15 protein-coding genes are annotated in these 15,420 nt (G+C 66.8%); 9 read left to right on the top strand and 6 right to left on the bottom strand.

Going from position 1 to position 15,420, the window contains the following annotated elements; translation table 11 throughout:
* Positions 1-212 precede the first annotated feature (212 nt).
* Both ACFQ9R_RS07855 and ACFQ9R_RS07850 read left to right on the top strand, forming a co-directional pair.
* A complete protein-coding gene (locus ACFQ9R_RS07855) occupies positions 213-1,181 on the top strand; it encodes a glycosyltransferase family 2 protein (protein WP_378989527.1) in 969 nt (322 codons plus the stop codon).
* Positions 1,178-2,701, top strand: a complete 1,524-nt coding sequence (locus ACFQ9R_RS07850) for a DUF2142 domain-containing protein (protein ID WP_378989526.1) — start codon at positions 1,178-1,180, stop codon at positions 2,699-2,701. Before ACFQ9R_RS07855 ends, ACFQ9R_RS07850 begins: the two co-directional genes overlap by 4 nt.
* Positions 2,702-2,722: 21 nt before the next feature.
* Here the strand turns inward: ACFQ9R_RS07850 and rfbB are convergent, their stop codons facing one another.
* Positions 2,723-3,724 carry a dTDP-glucose 4,6-dehydratase gene (gene rfbB / locus ACFQ9R_RS07845; RefSeq protein ID WP_378989525.1) on the bottom strand — a complete coding sequence of 334 codons (1,002 nt, stop codon included), beginning with the start codon at positions 3,722-3,724 and terminating at the stop codon, positions 2,723-2,725.
* Positions 3,725-4,050: 326 nt separating this feature from the next.
* Here rfbB and ACFQ9R_RS07840 point away from each other — a divergent pair, with 326 nt between their 5' ends.
* Entirely contained in the window at positions 4,051-4,749 is a 699-nt protein-coding gene (locus ACFQ9R_RS07840) for a hypothetical protein (RefSeq protein ID WP_378989524.1), read from the top strand.
* A gap of 118 nt (positions 4,750-4,867) precedes the next feature.
* Here the strand turns inward: ACFQ9R_RS07840 and ACFQ9R_RS07835 are convergent, their stop codons facing one another.
* Positions 4,868-5,914, bottom strand: coding sequence for an alpha/beta hydrolase (locus ACFQ9R_RS07835; protein WP_378989523.1), 1,047 nt, complete (start codon positions 5,912-5,914; stop codon positions 4,868-4,870).
* A 245-nt stretch (positions 5,915-6,159) separates the two neighbouring features.
* Between ACFQ9R_RS07835 and rfbA the strand changes: the two genes are divergently transcribed.
* On the top strand, positions 6,160-7,032 hold the full coding sequence (gene rfbA, locus ACFQ9R_RS07830; protein WP_378638078.1) for a glucose-1-phosphate thymidylyltransferase RfbA: 873 nt from the start codon (positions 6,160-6,162) through the stop codon (positions 7,030-7,032).
* A gap of 3 nt (positions 7,033-7,035) precedes the next feature.
* The gene (locus ACFQ9R_RS07825) at positions 7,036-7,587 is read left to right on the top strand and encodes a dTDP-4-dehydrorhamnose 3,5-epimerase (RefSeq protein ID WP_266295138.1); all 552 of its coding nucleotides are present in this window, start codon (positions 7,036-7,038) and stop codon (positions 7,585-7,587) included.
* A 60-nt stretch (positions 7,588-7,647) separates the two neighbouring features.
* On the opposite strand, the gene ACFQ9R_RS07820 is transcribed toward ACFQ9R_RS07825, so the two are convergent.
* Positions 7,648-9,123 (bottom strand): MFS transporter, encoded by a 1,476-nt coding sequence (locus ACFQ9R_RS07820; RefSeq protein WP_378989520.1) that lies wholly within the window; start codon positions 9,121-9,123, stop codon positions 7,648-7,650.
* Positions 9,124-9,208: 85 nt separating this feature from the next.
* Here ACFQ9R_RS07820 and ACFQ9R_RS07815 point away from each other — a divergent pair, with 85 nt between their 5' ends.
* Complete coding sequence (locus ACFQ9R_RS07815; protein WP_378638073.1) at positions 9,209-9,628, top strand: MarR family winged helix-turn-helix transcriptional regulator; 420 nt, start codon at positions 9,209-9,211, stop codon at positions 9,626-9,628.
* Here the strand turns inward: ACFQ9R_RS07815 and ACFQ9R_RS07810 are convergent.
* Together ACFQ9R_RS07810 and ACFQ9R_RS07805 are read right to left on the bottom strand one after the other, a co-directional pair.
* Positions 9,612-10,457 carry a helix-turn-helix domain-containing protein gene (locus tag ACFQ9R_RS07810; RefSeq protein ID WP_378989519.1) on the bottom strand — a complete coding sequence of 282 codons (846 nt, stop codon included), beginning with the start codon at positions 10,455-10,457 and terminating at the stop codon, positions 9,612-9,614. The two genes, ACFQ9R_RS07815 and ACFQ9R_RS07810, sit on opposite strands and share 17 nt — an antisense overlap.
* A 121-nt stretch (positions 10,458-10,578) precedes the next feature.
* A complete protein-coding gene (locus ACFQ9R_RS07805; protein ID WP_378638068.1) occupies positions 10,579-11,163 on the bottom strand; it encodes a DUF4282 domain-containing protein in 585 nt (194 codons plus the stop codon).
* Between the two features lie 191 nt (positions 11,164-11,354).
* Between ACFQ9R_RS07805 and ACFQ9R_RS07800 the strand changes: the two genes are divergently transcribed.
* From ACFQ9R_RS07800 to ACFQ9R_RS07790, 3 genes are all read left to right on the top strand, one after another.
* On the top strand, positions 11,355-11,858 hold the full coding sequence (locus tag ACFQ9R_RS07800) for a hypothetical protein (RefSeq protein WP_378989518.1): 504 nt from the start codon (positions 11,355-11,357) through the stop codon (positions 11,856-11,858).
* A gap of 107 nt (positions 11,859-11,965) precedes the next feature.
* A complete protein-coding gene (locus ACFQ9R_RS07795) occupies positions 11,966-14,125 on the top strand; it encodes a molybdopterin oxidoreductase family protein (RefSeq protein WP_378989516.1) in 2,160 nt (719 codons plus the stop codon).
* Between the two features lie 168 nt (positions 14,126-14,293).
* On the top strand, positions 14,294-14,920 hold the full coding sequence (locus tag ACFQ9R_RS07790; protein ID WP_378989514.1) for a pyridoxamine 5'-phosphate oxidase family protein: 627 nt from the start codon (positions 14,294-14,296) through the stop codon (positions 14,918-14,920).
* Here ACFQ9R_RS07790 and ACFQ9R_RS07785 read toward each other — a convergent pair whose 3' ends face one another.
* On the bottom strand, positions 14,921-15,418 hold the full coding sequence (locus ACFQ9R_RS07785) for a GtrA family protein (RefSeq protein ID WP_378989513.1): 498 nt from the start codon (positions 15,416-15,418) through the stop codon (positions 14,921-14,923).
* Between the last annotated feature and the right edge of the window lie 2 nt (positions 15,419-15,420).

Here is a 15,420-nt window from a genome sequence, read left to right as displayed (position 1 = left end):
TCTGGGGTGTTCGGGGGGGTGTCGCGCCGGTTCGCCTCGTTTTCTGTCTCTTGCGTGCAGAACCACCGGGCGGAACCCCGGAGTCCCCTTGGGGCCGCGAACACGCGCGCGCCAGCGCGCCGATAATCCAGCGGACACGCGGGCGCCGGCCCGCCGATAATCCTGTAGCCTCCCGGTGTCCCACTGCTGCCTAACTCCGAGGATTGACCCGGGTGGACTCCACCGAGCTTCGCATTGCCGCCGTGGTCCCCTGCCACAATGAAGAGGCCGCGGTCGCCAAGGTCGTCACCGACCTCAAAGCCGCTGTGCCGGGGATCGTCGTCTACGTCTACGACAACCTGAGCACCGACCGCACCGCCGAATGCGCCCGTGAGGCCGGGGCGATCGTGCGCTTCGAGAACACCAAGGGCAAGGGCAATGTGGTGCGCCGCGCCTTCGCCGATATCGACGCCGACGTCTATCTGATGATCGACGGCGACGACACCTACGAGGCGTCGGCCGCTCCGCTGATGATCAAGACGCTGCTCGAGGGCCCCTACGACCACATCCTCGGTGTGCGCAAGCAGGACGACGCCGACGCCAGCGCCTACCGCAGCGGTCACGAGACCGGCAACAAGGTGCTCAACGGCGTGGTGGGCAAGGTGTTCGGCGAGAACGTCGAAGACATGCTGAGCGGTTTCCGGGTGTTCTCGCGCCGGTTCGTGAAGAGCTTCCCGGCCGTGTCGCGCGAGTTCGAGATCGAGACCGAGCTGACCGTGCATTCGCTGCACCTGCGCGTGCCGCAGACCTCGGTGCCGGTCGGTTTCCGCGACCGACCCGCGGGCAGCGAATCCAAGCTGCGCACCTACCGCGACGGCACCAAGATCCTCGCGCTGATCCTGGGCCTGGCCCGCCACGAACGCCCCGTCGCGTTCTACGGCCTGTTCGGCACCATCGCCTGGCTGGTCTCGGTGATTCTGACCGTGCCGATCGTGATCGACTTCTACAACACTCACCAGGTGGCGCGGTTCCCGACGCTGTTCCTCGCGTTCACGCTGTTGCTGCTCGGCAGCCTCGCGTGGACCGCGGGCCTGATCCTGGACGGCATCCGCCGCTCCCGCCACGAAACGGCGCGGTTGGTCTACCTGCGTTATTCGGCCGCCGGGGTGAACGAGGACGTCGCGGCCGGAGACCGTCGGTGACCACGTCCATCGAGCCCGAGACGACTGTAGAACCCAGCAAGACCCCCGCACGCAAGGATCGGGCGCTGGCGCCCATCCGGACTGTGACCCAGCGGTTCGGCGCCGCGACCGTCGCGTTCGCGATGATCGCGACCGTCTTCGGCGCCGTGTTCGCCGTGCTCACGCCCGCGTTCTGGGGCCACGACGAGATCACCCAGTTCGGCCGCGCCTACCAGGTCGCCCACGGCGGCGTGTTCCCCCAGCGCATCGTCGACGATCGCGGTGTGGCCTACGGCGGGCAGATCCCGGTGAGCATCGACGCGCTGATGGGCTACGCCTTCACCGACTACAACGACAACCCCGAAGAGCCCGACGCGATGGTGGCCGACCCCGGCGCCTACGACCGGCTCGCCGCGGCCGAGGTCTCCTCGACGACCCGGCAGATGTGGTTCACCAACACCGCCGCCTACTCGCCGGTGCCGTATGTGCCCGCCGCCGTTGGCATTCGGCTGGGCGAGGCGCTCGGCCTCGACGTAGGTGGCATGTATTTGCTCACCCGTTTCGCCGGCCTGGTCGCCTATCTCGCGGTTGTCGGATTCGGGCTCTACGCGCTGCGCGAGCGGCGTAGCCAGTGGCTGGTATTCACCGTGGCGGTGCTGCCGATCGCGCTTTTCCAGGCGGGCACCGTCACCGCGGACACGCTCACCAACGCGCTCGCCATCATGGTGTCGGCGCTGTTGCTGAAAGCGCTGTTCGTCGGCGATCGACTGCACCGGGCGGAAACCGCCGCGCTGCTCGCCGCGACGATCGCGCTGCCGCTGAGCAAACCGACCTATGTGCTGCTGGCGATGCTGGTTGTGGTGGTGCCCGCCGACCGGCTCGGTTTCAGCGGAAAACTGAAATTCGTCCCGTGGGCATTCGCGGTGACGGGCGGGGTGCTTTTCCTCGCCTGGACGAAGATCGCGGCGCCCACCGGCGACGGCATGGGCCTGATGCGCCCGCCCCATCAGTGGGGCCAGGTGCGACCGGGCGATCAGCTGAAGGGAATCCTCAGCGACCCGGTGCAATTCGTGCACACCTTCGGCGAGAGCATCGCGCTGCGCGACCATCGCTGGTTCAACCAGTTCTTCGGCGAACTCGGTTTCGCGTATGTGGACGTGCCCGCGATTTCGATGCTGGCGTGCCTGCTCGCCTTCGCGGTGAGTTTCGGCATCGTCGACCGGATGAGTACCACCACAGCCACTTTCCGTCGCACGCTGATCGTGGCGCTCACGGTGCTCGCGAGTGTGGCGATGATCTACGTGACGCTGTACATGTCGTTCACGCCGGTCGATTTCTATATCATCGACGGTGTGCAGGGCCGGTATTTCGTGCCGCTGGCAATCATGGGACTGGCGGTGCTGGCTCGCGTGGTGGGGCTGCGACTCACGAATTCCGATGGCGTGATTCCGGCCCGCGGGACCGCGATCACCATCGCCTGCGCATCGACTTTCGCGCTTGTCGCTACCGCCGCAACGTATTACACCGTCGTCTGGGGATAATTCCCCAGACGACGGTGGGGATTACAGAGTTTTCTCGCCCGCTGCCGCGTAGGCGCGTTCGGTATCGGCCTTTTTCGGTCGCCACCAGTTCTCGTTGTCGCGGTACCAGGCGACGGTGTCGGCCAGGCCGGCGCGGAAGTCCGCGTAGCGCGGTGACCAGCCCAGCTCCTCGCGCAGCAGACTCGCGTCGATGGCGTAGCGCTGGTCGTGGCCGGGGCGGTCCGTCACGTGATCGAAGTCGGTGGGCTCTCGATCGAACGCCTGCAGAATGAGCTGGACGACCGTGAGGTTGTCGAGTTCACCCTGGGCGCCGATCAGATAGGTCTTGCCGGTCCGGCCACGCTCGAGAATGTCCCAGACCGCGCGGTTGTGGTCGTCGACGTGGATCCAGTCGCGCACCTGATGACCCGCGCCGTACAGCCGTGGGCGCACACCGTCGATCAGGTTGGTGATCTGGCGCGGGATGAATTTCTCCACGTGCTGGTACGGGCCGTAATTGTTGGAGCAGTTCGACAGGGTCGCGCGGACACCGAAAGACCTGGTCCAGGCGCGTACCAGCATGTCGCTGCCCGCTTTGGTCGCCGAATACGGGCTCGACGGGTTGTAGGCGGTGGATTCGGTGAAGCCCGGCTCGTCGGGGGTGAGATCGCCGTACACCTCGTCGGTGGAGACGTGGTGGTAGCGCACCTCGTGGCGGCGTACCGCCTGCAACAGCGAGTAGGTGCCGACGATATTGGTCTGCACGAACGGCCACGGCTCGGCCAGGGAGTTGTCGTTGTGGGATTCGGCCGCGAAATGCACGACCGCGTCCACCCCACTGACCAGGTTGTCGACAAGATCGAGATCGGCGATATCGCCGTGCACGAATTCGATCCGATCCGCGACCGGATCCAGCGATGCCCGGTTGCCCGCGTAAGTGAGCGCGTCGAGCACGGTCACTTGGACATCCGGGCGCGTGGCCACGGTCTGCTGGACGAAATTCGCACCGATGAACCCGGCCCCGCCGGTTACGAGCACTCGCACTCGGTCAACGATACGTGCATTCCGTGGACGCTCGTGACGAAAGGTGTCACCGTTATGTGTTGCTGGAACGTCTCTGACCTGTGACCCGGCATATATTTACACAGTGATCTCCGTCACATTACCTGTAGGTAGGTTAAGACTCGAAGTCGGTTTTCCTGAGAAAAAGCCCGGTCAACGCTCAGGTTTCTATCAGCGCACAGGCATCGGAGTATCAATGGTGAACAAAACTTGAACTAACAGTCACAGCAGGTTCACCTCTGGTTAGCTGCGGGAGCTTTTGATCTACGAGTCCCCTCCGCACGCTCCAAACTTGAGGTTCAACAAAAATGCTGATGAGGAAATTCGCCGCCACGTCGGCGCTGCTGATCGCCGCCATGGGCGTCACCGCCGGCACCGTGAACGCCGCGCCGGCCGAAGAAGCCGCCCCGATCAACTACTCCGCCGAGGTCGTCGACGGTTCCAAGTCCGTCATCACCACCGACGCCGGCTCGCTGGTCGTCGAAGACGGCGCCTTCAAGATCAAGGCTGCCAACGGCACCACCGTCGCCGGCACCCCGCTGTCGTTCCGCCTCGATGACTTCGAGCTGCCGATCGCCGCCGAGATCTCGGGCAACAAGGCCGTCCTGACCCCCCAGCTCGACCCGGCCCAGGCCGTCTACAAGCCGGTGGCCCTGCCTTACGAGGACAAGGCTCCCTGGAAGACCGAGTACGAGCGTGAGCAGGCCGCCTGGAGCCGTCTGACCTCCACCATCTCCATGGGCGCCACCATCGGCACCCTGGCCGGCGGCCTCGGCGGCGCGACCATCGGCTGCATCGCGGGTGCCGCGGCCGGCCTGGTCGCCACCGGTGTGCTGCTCGCCCTGTTCGGCGCGGGCCCGATCGCGGGTTGCGTCGTCGGCGCCACCACCATCGGCGCCCTCGGCGTCATCCTGGGCCAGATCTTCGTGACCGCTCCGGTCGCGATCGGTGCTGCGATCCAGTACTTCACCACGATCAACCAGCCCTTCGTCGCTCCGGCCAAGTAATTTCGCCGCAGGACAGAAGGAAAGCGGCCCCCGCCCGGAGAAATCCGGGCGGGGGCCGCTTCTTCGTGTCGGAGGTGGCTCGGTCGGCCGACCGTGGTCAGGACCGCCCGAGCCGTTCTCAGGCCGTACGTGCCCGCTGGGCCGGTTCCACCGCGGTGCGGACGAACTTCGCCACCCGGCCCAGCGCCGAACGGCTCTCCGGCATGCTCGGCAGGATGCTCATGAACGCGTGCACCTGCCCGCGCCACAGCTCCAGGGTGTTGGGCACGCCCGCGGCGGTGAGCCGGTGGGCCATCAGTTCACAGTCGTAGCGCAGGAGCTCGTCCTCGGCGGCGATGAGCAGCACCGGCGGCATCCCGGCCAGCTCGGCGTTGACCGGCGACAGCGCGGGATCGAGCGGACCGGCGTGCTCGGCGCCCAGGTGGACGACCGCCTCGAGGCCCTTCAGCGGAATGTAGGCGTCCCGGTTGACATTGACGTAGCCCTCTTTGGCCCGGTAGTCCAGATCGAGCAGCGGGCTGAGGCCCACGAGGGCGGCGGGCAGCGGCAGGCCGATCTCGCGCGAGCGGATCGCGGTCGCGAAGGTCAGGAACCCACCCGCCGAGTCGCCGGCGAACACGATGCGCGCCGGATCGGCCCCGTGGCGCAGCAGCCAGCGGTATGCGAGCACACAGTCGTCGATCGAGGTGTCGATCGAATCACCGGGCAGCTGCCGGTACTCGACATTGAGGACGGGCAGTCCGGTGCGCCGGGCCAGTCCGGCCACGACCGCGCGGTGTGTCTGCAATCCGCAGACCGCGAAGCCGCCGCCGTGCATGTACAGCAACGCGCCGTGGCGCAACGCGCGAGATCCGCCCGCGGGCCGCACCATTTCCATCTTGAAGCCCTGGAGCTGGATCTGCTCGCGCTCGATGCCGTGCGGTTCGGGCCGCAGCCGCGACAGCAGGTCGACCGCGACGGCGCCGACCGGAATGGTGGCCCGGTTGATGGGCACGGTGCGCAGCAGCGGTCCGATCAGGCCGAGGCAGGCGCCCATCAGGACTCGCGAGGAGGTACTGGTCCGGCCGGAGTTGACGATGATGCCCGACTCCGGCCTCTCGGCGGTGCTGATCGGGGCCACGGGCGCGAGCCCACCCATCACGCCGGTGATCTTTGTGGCTACCATCGCGCACCTACCTCTACAGCTGGCGCGTCGACCCCTGACCAGGCGTAAACCCCCCGGATCGGATGTCGGCGCTGACATCTAACACAGTGATGTTTCACACATCGACGCTCACATAATCAGATGAACGTCTTGTCTGTCTCAGTTATCGCCCGACACACCCGGTCACGAAACGTTCGTGACCAATTCGTCGACGTGTCGGAACCTCCCCGTCTCCGGGGCGGACGGGACTGGCAGACTTGCCACCTATGCGCGGAATCATCTTGGCGGGCGGCACCGGTTCACGGTTGCACCCGATCACGCGCGGGGTGAGCAAGCAGCTTGTCCCGGTCTACGACAAACCCATGGTCTACTACCCGTTGTCCACCCTCATGCTGGCAGGGATCGACGACATTCTGGTGATCACCACGCCGGAGGACGCCGACGCGTTTTCCCGGCTGCTGGGCGACGGCAGCCAGTTCGGCGTCGCGATCAGCTACGTGGTGCAGCCCGAACCCGACGGTCTCGCGAGCGCCTTCGTCCTCGGGGCCGATCACATCGGCAACGAACCGGCGGCGCTGGTCCTCGGCGACAACATCTTCCACGGGCCCGGCCTCGGCGCCAGCCTGGAACGCTTCCACGACATCGACGGCGGCGCGGTGTTCGCCTACTGGGTGAAGGACCCGACCGCCTACGGCGTGGTGGAGTTCGACCAGGGCCGCGCGGTCTCCATCGAGGAGAAGCCGAAGGTCCCGCGCTCGAACTACGCCATCCCCGGCCTCTACTTCTACGACAACGACGTGGTCGAGATCGCCCGCGAGCTGAAGCCGTCGGCGCGCGGCGAGTACGAGATCACCGATATCAACCGCGCCTACCTCGAGCAGAACCGGCTCAGTGTCGACGTGCTCGCCCGCGGCACCGCCTGGCTCGACACCGGCACCTTCGATTCCCTGCTCGACGCGGCCAATTACGTGCGCACGATCGAGGAGCGGCAGGGCCTCAAGATCGGCGTGCCCGAGGAAGTGGCCTGGCGCCGCGGCCTCATCTCCGACGAGCAGCTGTGCAAGCTCGCCGAACCGATGGTGCGCTCGGGCTACGGCCGCTACCTGCTGGATCTGATCGACCGCGGAAAAGACTGGTAGCGCATGGAATTTCGTGAACTGGCGATCCCCGGCGCCTGGGTGGTGACCCCGCGTCTGCTCGGCGACGACCGCGGCATGTTCTGCGAGTCGTTCAAGGCCTCGGAGTTCGAGAAGGCCACCGGGCGCCCGTTCGAGCTGCACCAGGTGAACACCTCGGTCTCGGCCGCCGGGGTGCTGCGCGGCATCCACTACACCGACGATCCGCCCGGTCAGGCCAAGTATGTGACCTGTGTGCGCGGTGCGTTCCTGGATGTGGTGGTCGACCTGCGGCCGGGCTCACCGACCTACGGCCGGTGGGACAGCGTGCTGCTCGATGACGTCTCGCGGCGCTCGGTGTTCCTGTCCGAGGGTCTCGGCCACGCCATCCTCTCGCTGGAGAACCGGTCGACGGTGACCTACCTCTGTTCGCTCGAGTACTCCCCCGAGTTCGACAGGGACCTGGACGCTTTCGATCCGCGCCTCGGCATCGAATGGCCGACCGAGGGCCGCGACGGCCGCCCGCTGACCTATGTTCGCTCGGCGAAAGACGAAGCAGCGCCGAAGTTTTCCGCCTGATTCACGTGAAACGTCGAACGGCACCACCTGCGCGAGGTGGTGCCGTTCAGCGTTTTCCGATCAGGCCACCGGTTCGAGAACCTTCGCCTCGACCGGTGCGACCTCCGCCGGCTTGCGGAACCGGGGCAGGAAGACCGTGAGCGCGAGCAGCGCGCCGACGATGGTGACGCCCGCCGCGAACTCCAGGCCCGGCCGGTAGGTGTCGAGCATCTGCTGCGGAGTGGCACTCGTACCGTGCCCGCCGGAGGTGACGATGGCGGTGGTCACCGCGAGCACGACGGCCGCGCCGACCTGCATCGAGGTCTGCAGTACGCCTGCGGCGAGACCCTGCTCGTCGTCGTCGATACCGCTGGTGGCCTGCACATTGATGGCGGGGAAACCGACCCAGCCGATGCCGATCAGCAGAATCGCGGGCAGCAGCACGGTGAAGTAGCCGGGTGCCGTGTCGATCCGCAGGAACAGCAGGTAGCCGATCGCCATGACGCTCATGGTGACCGCGATGACCGGTCCGGTGCCGAAACGGTCGATCAGCTTCTCGGAGAAGAACGCCGACCCGACGACCAGGATGCCGACCGGCAGCAGGGCCATCGCCAGCTTCAGCGCCGACCACTCCAGGGTGTCCTGCATGTACAGGGTCACGATGAACTGCCAGGAGAAGTAGGAACCGGCGACCGCGATGATGGCCAGGCTGGCTCGCACGAGCGAGGCCTTGCGCAGGATGCCGAGGCGGACCAGCGGGTGCTTCACCCGCTGTTCGGTGACGACGAACGCGGCGAACAGGGCGATCACGGCGAGGAACGAACCGATGGTGCGAGCCGAGGCCCAACCGACTTCCGGCGCGGTGACCACGGTGTAGACCAGCAGCAACATGCCCGCGGTGGACAGCAGCGCGCCGAGTAGATCGTGTCCGCCTTCTTCGGCCTTACCGTCCTTGGGCACCAGCACGAAGGCGGCGGCCAGGGCGGCGAGCGCGATCGGGACGGGCAGCAGGAAGGTCCAGCGCCAGCCGACGCCGGTCATCAGGCCACCGAACAGCAGGCCCATGGAGTAGCCGCCCGCGCCGAAGACGGTGTAGATCGACAGCGCCTTGTTGCGCGCTTTTCCTTCGGCGAACGTGGTGGTGATGATCGACAGACCGGTCGGCGCGGTGAACGCGGCGGCCAGGCCCTTGATGAAGCGGGTGGCGATCAGCAGCGCGGGGTCGCTCACCAGGCCACCGACGAGCGAGGCGACCGCGAACACCGCGAGGGCGATGAGGAAGACCTTGCGGCGGCCGAGCAGGTCGGCGGTGCGTCCGCCCAGCAGCAGCAGGCCGCCGTAGCCGAGGATGTAGCCGCTGACGAGCCACTGCAGGGTGGAGGTGGACAGATCGAGTTCGGCGCCGATGGACGGCAGCGCGACGCCGATCATCGAGACGTCGAGCCCGTCGAGGAAAAGGACGATGCACAGAGTGATCAGCATTCCCCAGAGGCGGAGGGGCCACCTGGTGGGATCGGTCGCCTGATCTGCGGCCGAGAGCGTTGCTGGCGAAGTCATGCGGAGGACATTACATGCGTGTGCATTAATTGCCAACACATAAAATGCTGTTGCATGAACATGCGCCTACCACTAAGATGGGGCCATGAACCCGGCCGTAACGTCAGCTCGGCGCACCGAAGCGCCCACCGAGCTGGTCGGTCAGTGGCGCGAACTACTCGGCAGGCACGCCGCCGTGAGTTGCGCCCTGGAGAAGGCGCTCCAAAGGGACCACGAGATCGGCCTCAGCGAATTCGAAACGCTGGACCGACTGGTCGACGCGGCGTGTCAGAAGTACCGCATGACAGAACTGGCCCAGGACATCTACCTGAGCCAGAGTGCGCTCTCGCGCGCGGTGGCCAGGCTGGAACGCGACGGCCTGGTCGAACGGAGCATGTGCGATCTCGACCGTCGCGCCATCTTCGTCCAGCTCACCGACAAGGGCAGGGCGGTCTACGACCGAGCCCTGCCCACCCACCGTTCGGTGCTCGCCGGTTCGTGGGACAGCCCTACAACGTGCCCGTAGCCGCCGCGGTGATACCGGTGAAAGCACGCCGGTAGCGATCACATTCGGCAGGCTTGTCCAGGTAGGTGCTGCCCGCGAAGGTCTCCACGTAGACCACCGGCGGCTCCGGTCGATCCACCGAATCGTCGACCCCGAAGTCCAGGATCACGAACCGGCCCGATTCGAGACCCGCGTGGTAGCCGGAATCGCCGGGAACCACCTGGATCCGCACCGTTTCGCGCTCGGCCAGCTCCCGCAATCGCGCGAGCTGGCCCGCGCGGACGCGGTCGTCACCGATCACACGGGTGAGCACCGACTCGGCCAGCACCACGTCCAGTCGCAACGGAGCATCCGCCCTGGTCACCAGAGCTTGCCTGGCCGCCGACACCCGCAGCCTGCGCTCGAGCTCCGCCTCGGTCAGCCCGGGGATCGTCTGCTCCAGCAGCGCTTTCGTGTAGTCCTCGGTCTGCAACAGGACGGGGACGAGGCCGTCCTCGTAGAGCGCGAGCCCCGACGCGGCTTCCTCGAGGCCGATGTAGACCTCGAATCCCTCCGCGATCACGTCGCCGTAGCTCGTCCACCAACCCCGTGCTTTGGTTTCGCGAGCCAAGGCGGCCAGCGGTTCGACCAGATCGGCCGGCGCGCCGTACACCTTGCACATGGCCTCGACGTCGAGGCTGCGCAACGACGTCTGCCCCGTTTCGATCCGCCAGATCTTCGCTTCCGACCACTCCAGTTGCGCCGCCGCGGTTCTGGTTGTCATCCGCGCACGATTGCGCAGGTCACGTAAGTGCCTGCCCAACTGCCTGCGCGGCATCGTGGAACCGGTGACGCCCTGTGGTGAAGCCATACTTCCCCCCTGTATCCGAACTCCGGTCTCCGGACAGAACTTACGGAGACCGACCTACGCAGCCGACATATCCGGATCTGCGTACGGATTGTTTCACAATGAATCGGACACCGCGCAAGACCTATTTTTTCTTGCGGAACCGCCAGAACTGCACCGCACGAACGTCTTCGGAGAGCTGACTCACCGGCTCGGCGACATCGGACAGCGCCTGGAACAGGCCGTCGGCCAGATCACTGATGTGTTCGACGCGGCCGGCCAACCGGGCGGCGTTGTCGGCGAACTCGAGCATCAGGCGGACCGAGGCCGCGATGGTGAGCCCCAACGGGATCGACACCAGCGCGGCGAGCACCCCCAGCACCGCGGAGGCTTTCCACATCAGCACGGTGAAGGCGATCGGCAGGCCGATGCCGAAGGACGCGACGCCGAGCACGTAGGCCAGCGGTAGCAAAGTCCTGGTCGCGGGCCTGCGGAACTGCACATCCAGCAGCGAACGGGCGGCCTCGGCGGCCCACTGTTTGGCCGAACCGGTACTGCGGAACGGCTCTTCGAACCCCGCGTCGCGCGCCAGATCGGCTTCGTAGGAGACTTCACCGGCACGATCGGGCCGCTTGCCACCGGCCTCTTTCCAAGAGAGCCAACGGGATTCGGCGTCGAATTCCTCGACATCCTCGTCGTTCGACTCGGGAGTGCCAGGCGCTTCGGTCATGCTTCGAATCCTGCCCGCTTTCGACCCCGACGCCAACCTGTCGGCACCGTACCTGCGATAGCGAAGGTTACCGGACTGAGACGAAGCAGACACTCTCGAATATTTTTCGGTAACGGCGTAACGAGTCGGCCACCTCCCGCCGATACGCCCATGAACGCAGGAACAGAGCTCTTCGGGGAATGGAGAACACAGTGCGCACGACGTTTCCGACCACCACTACGGCCGCCGACAAAGGTGCCGCCGCGCAGGAGTACACCGCGCGTGGATGGACGGTCGCTGAAACCACCAACGGTCTGTGCTTGATCACCGACGACGAGGTCTCGGCCATCGAGATCACCGGTGAGATCGCGGGCGACGTTCGCCGCTTCCTGCGCGCCAACAACCTGTCCGGCCCCGTGATCGAGATCCCGGGCCAGGAGCGTCGCGAGATCCACCTGGTCACCGGTGTCCGCAAGGCCGCCATGGCGATCGAGGCCATGCGTGAGGCAGGCGTCATCGTGCACACCGACGGCGCCAGCATCCCGCTGCCGCCCACCCAGCTCGCCGCGGGCAGCGCCTCCTGGGGCGTCGCCCCCACCGAGGCTCGCTGGATCCCGCCGGTCGTCGCCCTCGGTGCGGCCGTTCGCTCGGCAATGGCCCGCAGGCAGACCGGCAAGCAGGTCGGCAAGCGCGCGGCGCTGACCCTCGCCAGCTGACCTGAACCAGCCCGAACCCGCGATCCGCGACGCCTCCCCGACGTCGCAGCTCGCGGGTTTTCGGCGTTTCCGGCCATCGCCCGCCCCAGTGGGCGTAAGCATGGGGTATGGCTCCACGTTCGCTCCTGCGTACCTGTCCGCTGTGTGAGGCCGTCTGCGGTCTCACGGTCACCCTCGACGACGCCGACCAGGTGCTGTCGGTACGCGGCGACCGCGACGACCCGTTCAGCAAGGGCTTCCTGTGCCCGAAAGGCGCCAGTTTCGGCAAGCTCGACGGCGATCCCGACCTCGTCACCACCCCGCTGATCCGCGACGGTGACGGGTTCCGCGCGGCAAGCTGGGACGAGGCGTTCGACCTCATCGCGGCCGCGTTCGCCGAGATCCCCCGTGGCGCGTCCGCGGTGTACCTGGGCAACCCCAACGCGCACACCGTCGCGGGCGCGCTCTATCTGCCCGTCCTGATCCGGGCGCTGAGCACCCGTCACATCTACACCGCGAGCTCGGCCGATCAGATGCCCAAGCAGGTCGCGGCCGGACTCATGTTCGGCGACCCGCTGACGGTCCCGGTCCCCGACCTCGATCGCACCGACTTCCTGCTGATGCTTGGCGCCAATCCGCTCGAATCCAATGGGTCGCTGTGCACCGCGCCCGACTTCCCCGGGCGGCTGAAGGCGTTGCGGGCGCGCGGGGGCAAGCTGGTGGTGGTCGATCCGCGCGAGACCAGAACCGCGGCACTCGCCGACCAGCACCTGTTCATCCGGCCGGGTTCGGACGCGTATCTGCTGTTCGGGGTCGTGCACACGCTGTTCGACGAGGGCCTGACCGACGTGCGCGTCGACGTGGCCGGACTCGACGAACTACGCACGGCCGCCCTCGATTTCCCACCGGAAGCGGTGGCCGAGCGCACCGGCATCCCCGCCGGCACCATCCGCGCGCTGGCCCGCGAACTCGCGGCCGCGCCCACGTCGGCCGTCTACGCGCGGATCGGCACGTGCACCGCCGAGTTCGGCACGCTCACCCAGTGGCTGGTCGATGCCGTCAACACCCTCACCGGCAACCTGGACTCCCCCGGCGGCGCCATGTTCGCCGATGCCGCGGCGGGCGGGGTGCAGCGCAGCAAGCCGTTCCGCCTCGGCCGCTGGACCAGCCGGGTCCGCGAGCTGCCGGAGGCCATGGGCGAACTGCCCGTCGCCACCCTCGCCGACGAGATCGAAACACCGGGTGAGGGGCAGATCAAGGCGCTGGTGACGGTGGCGGGCAACCCCGTGCTGTCCGCGCCGAGCGGTGCGCGACTCGACCGTGGCCTGGCCGGGCTCGAGTTCATGGTCAGTGTGGATCGCTACGTCAACGAGACGACGAGACACGCGGACGTGATCCTGCCGCCACCGCGTTCGGTGCAGTCACCGCACTTCGATTTCGCGCTGCTGCAGTTCGCGGTGCGCAATTACGCCCGCTACTCGCCGCCGTTGGTCGCGCTGGGCGAGCGGCCCTCGGAATCGGCCGTGGTGGCCCGGCTCGCCGCCGCGGTGAGTGGTCAGCCGCATGCCGGGACGGGCGCGGCCAGTCCGATCGCGATGGTCGACGAGCTCGTGATCGCCGGCACCCTGCACAAGGCCGGCATGAGCGAACGCCGCGACGAGCTGACCGGCACGGACACCACCGAACAGCGCCTCGATCTGATGCTCAAGCTCGGCCCGTACGGCGCGTGGAACGGCGGCGACCTGAGCCTGAAAACCCTCCTGGACAACCCGCACGGCATCGACCTCGGCCCACTGCGCCCACGACTGCCCGGTGTCCTGCGCACCGCGTCGAAGCTGGTCGAGCTGGCACCGCCGCAACTGCTCGCGGACGTGGAGCGGCTGCGCGCCGGGCTGGCGAGCACCGCGCCCGCGATGGTGCTGATCGGACGACGTCAGCTGCGCTCCAACAACAGCTGGATGCACAACATCGCGGGTCTGGTCGGTGGCTCCAACCGCTGCACTCTCCAGGTCCACCCCGACGACGCGACCCGCCTCGGCCTCGGCGAACAGGCCGAGATCACCTCGGCGGCGGGCTCGTTGACAGTGCAGGTCGAGCTCACGCCGACGATCATGCGCGGCGTGGTGAGCCTGCCGCACGGCTGGGGCCACGGCGCGAGCAGCACCCAGTCGGTCGCGCTGGCGCACGCGGGCGTGAACGCCAATGTGCTGACCGATGATTCGGTGGTCGACGTGGTGTCCGGAACCGCCGTGTTCAACGGGGTACCGGTGACGGTAGGTCCGGCCTGATCAGTCCGGGTCCGGAAACCGTTGCGCAAACTCGGCTTTCATATCCTTCGCAACAATGGACACGCCCCACCGGCAGTGAGAGTCCCCTAGACTGGGTGAGATTGCGGTCACAGCGGGGGTTTCGTCTAGAAGCCCGCATCAACCGGTACGGCTAGCAGAGGGGGCCCGATGCCCGAAAAATTCGTCGGTAGCGACGGAGAACACGAGCTACAGGACACGTTGGGCACCTCGGACAGAGCCGAGCGCTTCTACGACGACCAGGTGATCGACTATCTGAATCCCACGATGGTCGATTTCGTCGCCCGGATGGACATGGCCTTCATCGCCACCTCCGATTCACACGGCGAATGTGACTCCAGCTTCCGGGCGGGGACCCCCGGATTCCTGCACGTGATCGACGATCGCACGATTGCGTACCCCGAATATCGAGGTAACGGGGTGATGGCCAGCCTGGGCAATATCCTCGAGAACCCGCACGTGGGAATCCTGATGATCGACTTCGTTCGCGACCTCATCGGCCTGCACATCAACGGAAAAGCCCGCATGGTCGCCGACAGCGAGCTGCGCGAGGACGTCACCGATCTGCCGCCCGCCGAGCGAGGAAAGACCTCGCAGGTGTGGGTGGTGGTCGATGTCGAAGAGGCCTACATCCACTGCCGCAAGCACATCCCGCAGATGGTGCCGGTCTCGCGGGACCAGCGCGAATGGGGCACCGACAACGTGCGCGCCAAAGGCGGCGACTACTTCGGCGTCAAGGCGGGCAAGCAGGCACCGGCCATCGCCGAGGCCAGCTAGCTACTCGATCTTGAAGATCACCACACGCTGCACGACGAAGTTGATGACGGTTGCGGTGCCCTGCGCGATCACGAACGCGAGGGGCTGGCGCCACCACTCGTCGGGCAGCGCGAAGTACAGCGCCGCGTTGATCCCCACCTGCACCGCGAACGTCACCGCGTAGAGCGCCACCACCGCGAAGAACCTGGCCCTGCTCGGCTCTGCCTTGAACGTCCAGCGCCGGTTGATCAGGTACGCCGTGGTGGTGCCTGCGACGAAACTGATCGCCTTCGCCAGGCTCACCGGCCACCCGAGCAGATTCAGCAGCAGGCTGTAGATGCCGTAGTCGACGATCGCCGACAAACCACCCGTCAGCGTGAACCGCACGATCTGCGTCTTGAGGTCGACTTCGGTCCCGCCGGGCTCGTCGACCAGGGGAATTTCGGCGGGCAGCGGCAGATGCGGTTGGGCTTGCACGTGAGGAAGACTACGAGACCGGTCGCTCCTCGCGCCATGCATGT

This window comes from Nocardia sp. NPDC056541 (assembly GCF_042794235.1).
In the GTDB taxonomy this organism is placed as follows: domain Bacteria; phylum Actinomycetota; class Actinomycetes; order Mycobacteriales; family Mycobacteriaceae; genus Nocardia.
Note: the sequence above shows the minus strand (reverse complement) of the source record. Positions and strands in the feature narration are given on the sequence as shown.